We start from the raw sequence: 7314 nt of genomic DNA on the forward strand, positions 1-7314 counted from the left end.
ACGAAAATGCGGAAGTGGTCGGTCGTCGCGCCCGGTCGACGGGTCAGTCGTGGGAGTGCAGCGGCTTGCCGGCGAGCGCCAGGTGCGCCTCGCCCATCGCCTCGTTCTGCGTCGGGTGGGCGTGGATGAGCTGCGCGACCTCGGCGGGCAGCGCCTCCCAGTTGTAGATCAGCTGGGCTTCGCCGACCTGCTCGCCCATACGGTCACCGACCATGTGGACGCCGACCACGGCACCGTCCTTGACCTGGACGAGCTTGATCTCGCCCGCGGTCTTGAGGATCTTGCTCTTGCCGTTGCCCGCGAGGTTGTACTTCAGCGCGACGACCTTGTCCGCGCCGTAGAGCTCCTTGGCCTTGGCCTCGGTGATGCCGACGGAGGCGACCTCCGGGTGGCAGTACGTGACCCGGGGCACACCGTCGTAGTCGATCGGGACGGTCTTGAGACCGGCCAGCCGCTCCGCGACGAGGATGCCCTCGGCGAAGCCGACGTGCGCCAGCTGGAGCGTCGGGACCAGGTCGCCCACGGCCGAGATCGTCGGAACGTTGGTGCGCATGTACTCGTCCACCAGGACGTAGCCGCGGTCCATGGCGACCCCGGCCTCCTCGTAACCGAGGCCCTGCGAGACCGGGCCGCGGCCGATCGCGACCAGCAGCACCTCCGCCTCGAAGGTCTTGCCGTCGGCGAGGGTCACGCGGACGCCGTCCTGCGTGTACTCGGCGCTCTGGAAGAACGTGCCGAGGTTGAACTTGATGCCGCGCTTGCGGAAGGCGCGCTCAAGAAGCTTCGAGCTGTTCTCGTCCTCGACCGGGACGAGGTGCTTCAGGCCCTCGATGATCGTCACATCGGTGCCGAAGGAGGTCCACGCCGAGGCGAACTCGACGCCGATGACGCCGCCGCCCAGCACGATCGCGGACTTCGGGACCCGGTCCAGCTTCAGCGCGTGGTCCGAGGAGATGATGCGGTTGCCGTCGATCTCCAGGCCCGGCAGCGACTTCGGCACGGAGCCGGTCGCGAGGAGCACGTGGCGGCCCTGGATGCGCTGGCCGTTCACGTCCACCGAGGTGGGGGAGGAGAGCCGGCCCTCGCCCTCGATGTAGTGCACCTTGCGGGAGGCGACGAGACCCTGCAGGCCCTTGTAGAGGCCGGAGATCACGTCGTCCTTGTACTTGTGGACGGCCGCCATGTCGATGCCCTCGAAGGTGGCCTTGACGCCGAACTGCGCGGACTCGCGGGCCTGGTCCGCGATCTCGCCGGCGTGCAGCAGGGCCTTCGTGGGAATACAGCCGTTGTGCAGGCAGGTGCCGCCGACCTTGCCCTTCTCGATCAGAGCGACGTCCAGGCCCAGCTGCGCTCCGCGCAGGGCCGCGGCGTACCCGCCGCTACCACCGCCGAGGATCACTAGGTCGAAAACGGTGCTGGCGTCGTTCGCCACGTCACGTCCTCCATGCATGTGCGCCGTACGCCGGGCCCCGTCCTCGGGGTGTTACCGGCCGGTCGGCTGGTGTGCGGCCGCTTTGTCTTCGGCCCTGTGGTGGGGGCCCTGTCCTGCCGAGAACCCATCTTCGCACTTGTTGACGGTGGGCGGGACGCGGGGCCCGTGTCCGGGACGGTCGGTCATCCGTCCCGGTGGGGAACACCTACGGCCCCGGACGTATGCCCGGGGCCGTGGAGGAGGCCGTTTCCGGCCGGTCAGCCGAGGTCGCCGGCGGCGGTGCGCTCCGCCAGCTTCACCAGCGTACGGACGGCGGAGCCGGTGCCGCCCTTGGGCGTGTAGCCGTACGGGGCGCCCTCGTGGAAGGCGGGGCCCGCGATGTCCAGGTGGGCCCAGGCGATGCCCTCGCCCACGAACTCCTTCAGGAAGAGGCCGGCCACCAGGCCGCCGCCCATCCGCTCGCCCATGTTGGCGATGTCGGCGGTCGAGGAGTCCATGCCCTTGCGCAGGTCGGCCGGGAGCGGCATCGGCCAGGACGCCTCGCCGACCTCCTCCGCGATCTCGTGGATCGAGGTGCGGAAGGCGTCGTCGTTGGACATGATGCCGAAGGTGCGGTTGCCCAGGGCCAGCACCATCGCGCCGGTCAGGGTCGCCACGTCGACGATCGCGTCCGGGTTCTCCTCCGAGGCGCGGGTCAGCGCGTCGGCCATGACGAGCCGGCCCTCGGCGTCGGTGTTCAGGACCTCGACGGTCTTGCCGCTGTACATGCGCAGGACGTCACCCGGGCGGGTGGCGCTGCCCGACGGCATGTTCTCGGCGAGCGCCAGCCAGCCGGTGACGTTGACGCGCAGGCCCAGACGGGCGGCCGAGACGACGGTCGCGAACACGGCGGCGGCGCCGGCCATGTCGCACTTCATCGTCTCGTTGTGACCGGCCGGCTTCAGCGAGATGCCGCCCGAGTCGTAGGTGATGCCCTTGCCGACGAGGGCCAGGGTCTTCTCCGCCTTCGGGTGCGTGTAGGCGAGCTTCACCAGGCGCGGACCGCGCTCCGCGCCCTGGCCGACGCCCAGGATGCCGCCGTAGCCGCCCTTGACGAGCGCCTTCTCGTCCAGCACCTGCACCTTGATGCCGTGCTCCTTGCCGGCGGCGGTGGCCACGGCGGCGAAGGACTCGGGGTACAGGTCGTTGGGCGGGGTGTTGACCAGGTCGCGGGCGCGGTTGATCTCCTCGGCGAGGGCGATCGCGCGCTCGGCGGCGGCCTTGAACGCCTTGTCGCGCGGCTTGGCGCCGAGCACGGCGACCTCGGCCAGCGCCTGCTTCGCGGCGGCGGGCTTCGCGTCCTTCGGCGCCAGCTTGTTCTCACCGGCCTGGTAGGCGGTGAAGGCGTACGCGCCGAGCAGGGCGCCCTCCGCGATCGCCTCGGCGTCCTCGACGGAGCCGACGGGCAGCGCGAAGCCGGCCTTCTTCGACCCGGCCAGCGAACGGGCGGCGGCACCGGCGGCCCGGCGCAGCGTCTCGGCGTCGTACGCGCCGTCCTTCCCGGGCGCCTTGCCGAGACCGGCCGCGATCACGACGGGGGCCTTCAGCCCCTCCGGGGCGGGGACCTTCGTCAGCTCGCCCTCGGCACCCGAGGCGCCCAGGGTCGCCAGGACGGCGGCGAGCTTCCCGCCGAACGCCTTGTCCACGGCCTCGGCGCCCGGTGCGAGGACCAGGTCCCCAGGCTTGGATCCAGCGCCCTTGGCGACGCCCACGACAAGGGCGTCGGCGCGCAGCGTCGCCGCACCGGCAGTGCTGAGAGTGAGAGCAGTCACGGTGGTGAAATCTCGCTTCCGTTTGAGTTCTGTTCGGCCTGTGCCGGTCGGAAGGGGTGGCCGACCGGGCCCGGCGCATCGTGAATGCGGCCGCAATGTGCCGGGAATGAGCCTACGCGCGCCTTTGCTGCCCGCTCACGGCGGCGGGCCCGTAGCGCCTTCCGGAGGGCCCCGGCCGTCGTACGGTAGTGGCCCCGGGCGGACCGGCCCGGGGGAACGGGGCCCGGACGCGGGGCTGTTGGCGAGGGCCCGGGGACATGGGAGAACGATGCGCGACCGCACGGCCGCACGGGTGAGCGGAGCGCGCGGCGCTCTCGCCGCCACCGCACTGACGCTGATCACGATGCTGGCGGGATGCGCCGAGGGGGCCGAGGCCCCGGCGGGGAAGGCCGGCGGCTCCGCGCCGCCCTCGCCGGCGCGCTGGCGGCCGGCGCCGGGCACGGACTGGCAGTGGCAGCTGTCCGGGAAGCTCGACACCTCCGTGGACGCGCCGGTGTACGACATCGACGGCTTCGACCGGACGGCGGCCGAGGTGGCCGCGCTGCACCGCCGGGGCCGCAAGGTCATCTGCTACCTGTCCACCGGCGCCTGGGAGGACTTCCGTCCGGACGCGTCCCGTTTCCCCGCCGCCGTCCTCGGGAAGGGCAACGGCTGGAAGGGCGAGCGCTGGCTCGACATCCGGCGCACCGAGGTCCTGGAACCGCTGATGGAGACCCGGATCGCGATGTGCGCGAAGAAGGGCTTCGACGCGGTCGAACCGGACAACATGGACGGCTACCGCAACCGGAGCGGCTTCCCCCTCACCGCGGCCGACCAGCTGCGCTACAACCGCCTGATCGCCCGCCTGGTCCACCGGCACGGCATGTCCGTCGGCCTCAAGAACGACCTCCCGCAGATCCCGGAACTGGTCGCGGACTTCGACTTCGCGGTCAACGAGCAGTGCGCGCAGTACGAGGAGTGCGAGGAGCTGACCCCGTTCGTGAAGGCCGGCAAGGCGGTCTTCCACGTGGAGTACGAGCTGCCGGCGGCGAAGTTCTGCGCGCGGTCCAGGGAGCTGGGGCTCAGCTCGCTGCGCAAGGAGTACGAGTTGGGCGCGGAGCGCGAGAGCTGCGCCTAGGGGCTTCTCAGCCCAGCGCCAGGCCCACCAGCGTCACCGTCGCGGCCGTCTCCGCCAGCGCCCCGAACACGTCGCCGGTCACCCCGCCGAACCGCCGCACGCAGTGCCGCAGCAGCAGCCCGGCCGCCACCGGCGCGGCCACGGCGGCCAGGGCGTAGCGCAGCGCCCCGTACCCGCCCAGCAGCGCCCCCGCCCCCGCGCACCCCGCCACCACCACGAGCCCCACCGCCCGGGCACCGGCCACCGGGACCGTACCGGCGACGGCCGCGCCCAGGCCCTCCGGGCGGGCCGCCGGGACGCCGCGCCGGGAGGCCAGGGTGAGCGCGAGCCGGGCGACGACGGCGGAGGCGACGGCCGCCACCGCGCCCTGCGCCCAGCCGTCCGCGTACAGCCGCTGCAGGGCCGCCACCTGGGCCAGCAGCACGAAGAGCAGGGTGACCACGCCGAACGGGCCGATGTCCGACCGCTTCATGATCCGCAGCGCGTCGTCGGCCGGCTTGCCGCTGCCCAGGCCGTCGGCGGTGTCCGCGAGACCGTCCAGGTGGAGGCCCCGGGTCAGCGCGGCGGGCACGGCGGCCGAGGCGACCGCGGCGAGCAGCGGGCCCGCCCCGCCCCACAGCAGCAGGCTGCCCGGCACCGCCGCGAGGACGCCGACGGCCAGCCCGGCCACCGGGGCGCACAGCATCCCGGCCCGGGCGGCCTCCCGGTCCCAGCGGGTGACGCGGACGGGGAGCACGGTCAGGGTGCCGAAGGCGAAGCGCAGGCCGTGGCTGTTCAGGGAGGTCACGGCGCGCAGGCTAATCGGTGGGGACGACCGTTAGATTGACCGAATGCCGCATAACGGGGCACAGGCGGACGAGCGGGAGTGGGTGGCATGGGTCACTGGTTCGATCGCAACTTCGTGGAGCCGGGCAAGCTCCCCCTGCTCCTGGCGCTCTCCGCCTTCGTGCTGACCTTCGCGATCACCCGGATCGTGACCAGGATGATCCGGGCCGGGAAGGGGCCGTTCCGCAACATCACGCCCGGCGGCGTCCACATCCACCACGTGGTGCCCGGCGTGGTGCTGAGCGTCGTCGGCGGCTTCGGCGCGGTGGCCGGCGGGCGGCACGGGGTCACGGCCGGGATCTGCGCGGTCGTCTTCGGCATCGGTGCGGGCCTGGTGCTGGACGAGTTCGCCCTGATCCTCTACCTGGACGACGTGTACTGGACCGAGGAGGGGCGCCGGAGCGTGGAGGCCGTGGTGCTCACCGCGGCCCTGGTGCTGCTGGTGCTCGCCGGGTTCTCACCGCTGGGCGTGGACAACCTGAGCGACGATCAGGAGCAGGGCCGGCTGGGGGCCGTGCTCACCGTCGTCATCAACTTCTGCTTCGTGCTGATCGCCCTCTGCAAGGGCAAGGCCCGGATGGCGGTGGTCGGCACGCTCGTCCCGTTCGTGGCCCTGATCGGCGCGGTCCGGCTGGCCCGGCCGGCCTCGCTGTGGGCCAGGCGGTTCTACCGCGGCCGGCACCGCGCCCGCTCCCGGGCGGTGCTGCGGGCCTACCACCACGACGTGCGCTGGGTCGGCCCGCGCCGCAAATTCCAGGACCTGATCGGCGGGGCGCCGGACCGGGTCCCGCTCCCGCCGTCCAAGCCGTGACCACCGCGCCGCGGCCCGCGCGGCGCGGCGGCGTCAGTCCGTCGCGCCGTCCTTCTCGCCGTCCGCACCGTCCGCGCCGTCCTCCGCCGCCTCCGGCTCCCGCTCGGGCAGCTCGGCGGCCAGCGCGGCGGCGGCCTGGACGAAGGGAAGGGCGAGCAGCGCCCCGCAACCCTCGCCCACCACGACGCCGTGGTCGAGCAGCGGATTGAGGGCCATCCGGTCGAGGGCCTTCGCCTGCGCCGGCTCACCGCTCAGCTGGCCCGCCAGCCACCAGTCGGGCGCCCGGAACGCGGCCCGCTGGCCGACCAGCGCGGCTGCCGCGCCGACCACCCCGTCCAGGACCACGGGCAGCCGCCGCACCGCGCACTGGAGCAGGAAGCCGGTCATCGCCGCCAGGTCCGCGCCGCCCACGGTGGCCAGCAGCTCCAGCTGGTCGCCCAGGACCGGCCGGGCCCGGCGCAGCGCGTCGCGGATCGCCGCGCACTTGCGCATCCAGGCCAGATCGTCGATCCCGGCACCGCCGCGCCCGGTCACCACCGAGGCGTCCGTGCCGCAGAGCGCCGCGATCAGCGTGGCCGCCGCCGTCGTGCCGCCCACGCTCAGGTCGCCGAGCACCACCAGATCGGTGCCCGAGTCGGCCTCCTCGTCCGCCACCGCGATCCCGAGCCGCACCGCGGCCTCGGCCTCCTCGGCCGTCAGCGCGTCCTCGACGTCGATCCGGCCGCTGCCGCGCCGCACCCGGGTCCGTACGACGGCCTCCGGCAGCAGCTCCGGGTCGCAGTCCAGACCGGCGTCCACGATCCGCACCGGAACGGAGAACCGGCGGGCCAGGACCGCCAGCGGGGTCGAGCCGTCCAGCGTGGCCCGGACCAGCTCGTGCGCGGTGGAGGCCGCGCGGCCGGACACGCCGAGCCCGGCGACCCCGTGGTCGCCCGCGAACAGCACCACGCGCGGCTGCTCGACCGTCCGCACCGGCGAGGCCTGCTGGGCGGTCGACAGCCACTCGGCCAGCTCGTCCAGCCGGCCGAGGGCGCCCGGGGGCACGACGAGCCGCTCCCGGCGTTCCTCGGCGTCGCGCCGTACGCCACCGTCGGGGCGTTCGATCAGGTCGGAGAAGTCGTCCAGATTCACGGGGGTCTGCCTCGCGGGTCGATACGGGGAGTGGTCCGGGGAGCCCGGCGGCGGGCTCCTCGCGGAACAGTACCCGCCAGGTTTTCCGGCCCCGCCCGGTACGGCCCGGGCCCCCCCCCCCCCCCCCCCCCCCCCCCCCCCCCCCCCCCCCCCCCCGCCCCCCCCCCCCCCCCCCCCCCCCCCCCCC

6 protein-coding genes are annotated in these 7314 nt (G+C 73.7%); 2 read left to right on the plus strand and 4 right to left on the minus strand.

The window, feature by feature from the left end; translation table 11 throughout:
* Positions 1-43: 43 nt before the first annotated feature.
* Positions 44-1432, minus strand: coding sequence for a dihydrolipoyl dehydrogenase (gene lpdA / locus FKN01_RS21370; RefSeq protein WP_185992930.1), 1389 nt, complete (start codon positions 1430-1432; stop codon positions 44-46).
* 257 nt (positions 1433-1689) lie between these two features.
* Positions 1690-3243 (minus strand): leucyl aminopeptidase, encoded by a 1554-nt coding sequence (locus FKN01_RS21375; protein ID WP_143623004.1) that lies wholly within the window; start codon positions 3241-3243, stop codon positions 1690-1692.
* A gap of 268 nt (positions 3244-3511) precedes the next feature.
* On the opposite strand from FKN01_RS21375, the gene FKN01_RS21380 reads away from it, so the two are divergent.
* Positions 3512-4360 (plus strand): endo alpha-1,4 polygalactosaminidase, encoded by an 849-nt coding sequence (locus tag FKN01_RS21380; protein ID WP_143623006.1) that lies wholly within the window; start codon positions 3512-3514, stop codon positions 4358-4360.
* A gap of 7 nt (positions 4361-4367) precedes the next feature.
* On the opposite strand, the gene FKN01_RS21385 is transcribed toward FKN01_RS21380, so the two are convergent.
* Complete coding sequence (locus FKN01_RS21385) at positions 4368-5147, minus strand: adenosylcobinamide-GDP ribazoletransferase (protein WP_143623008.1); 780 nt, start codon at positions 5145-5147, stop codon at positions 4368-4370.
* 87 nt (positions 5148-5234) lie between these two features.
* Between FKN01_RS21385 and FKN01_RS21390 the strand changes: the two genes are divergently transcribed.
* Entirely contained in the window at positions 5235-5996 is a 762-nt protein-coding gene (locus tag FKN01_RS21390; protein WP_143623011.1) for a hypothetical protein, read from the plus strand.
* A 33-nt stretch (positions 5997-6029) separates the two neighbouring features.
* Here FKN01_RS21390 and cobT read toward each other — a convergent pair whose 3' ends face one another.
* Positions 6030-7127, minus strand: coding sequence for a nicotinate-nucleotide--dimethylbenzimidazole phosphoribosyltransferase (gene cobT / locus FKN01_RS21395; protein WP_143623013.1), 1098 nt, complete (start codon positions 7125-7127; stop codon positions 6030-6032).
* Positions 7128-7314: the final 187 nt, after the last annotated feature.

It is taken from the genome of Streptomyces sp. 130, from assembly GCF_007096885.1.
GTDB lineage: Bacteria > Actinomycetota > Actinomycetes > Streptomycetales > Streptomycetaceae > Streptomyces.

Excerpts from the sequence above, each read along its gene's own strand:
- FKN01_RS21380 (WP_143623006.1), top strand. The coding sequence starts at position 3,512 with ATGCGCGACCGCACGGCCGCACGGGTGAGCGGAGCGCGCGGCGCTCTC.
- FKN01_RS21390 (WP_143623011.1), top strand. The coding sequence starts at position 5,235 with ATGGGTCACTGGTTCGATCGCAACTTCGTGGAGCCGGGCAAGCTCCCC.